The organism is Enterobacter sp. CFEC122 (assembly GCF_052983755.1).
Map to the genome: position 1 here is coordinate 1 of NZ_JBRIQR010000138.1, position 544 is coordinate 544.

Consider the following 544-nt stretch of genomic DNA (forward strand, 5'->3'; position numbering starts at 1 on the left):
CGCGCCTGTCCTGCCAGTCGGCAGAACGGTTAATCCGCAGTGACAGTTGCGCACGCGACACGCCCATGGTCCGGCTGACCATGGCTATTCCCCGTCCTTTGGCAACAAGGGCGCGTGCGCTATCCATTTTCGCGACTGACCGTACTCCACGGCTTCTTTCAGGATCTCAACTTCCATCGTCTTCTTGCCCAGAAGGCGCTGAAGCTCCCGGACCTGCTTCAGAGCAGCAGTAAGCTCAGAAGCAGGAACGACTTCCTCTCCAGCCGCAACGGCGGTGAGGCTGCCTTCCTGATATTGCTTCTTCCACTTAAACAGCAGGCTGGGCTGGATACCATGCAGGCGGGCGACATGGGAGACATTCATACCCGGCTCCATCGTCTGCTGGATAATGGCGATCTTCTCCTGAGGAGTTTTACGTTTACGGACTTCTTGCCCTAACAGGATCCCGGTCATCTCAAAATTGGTGTTAGTGTTAGACATATATTCAAGCCTATCTCTTATCTGGAGATACAGCTACTGTCTGGTGTTTCAGGGGGCTACATCA

General features: G+C 54.4%; 1 pseudogene. It reads right to left on the reverse strand.

Annotation, left to right across the window (positions count from 1 at the left end):
- A pseudogene (locus tag ACVCAM_RS26500) lies at positions 1–453 on the reverse strand (transposase); the annotation flags it as partial.
- Positions 454–544 lie beyond the last annotated feature (91 nt).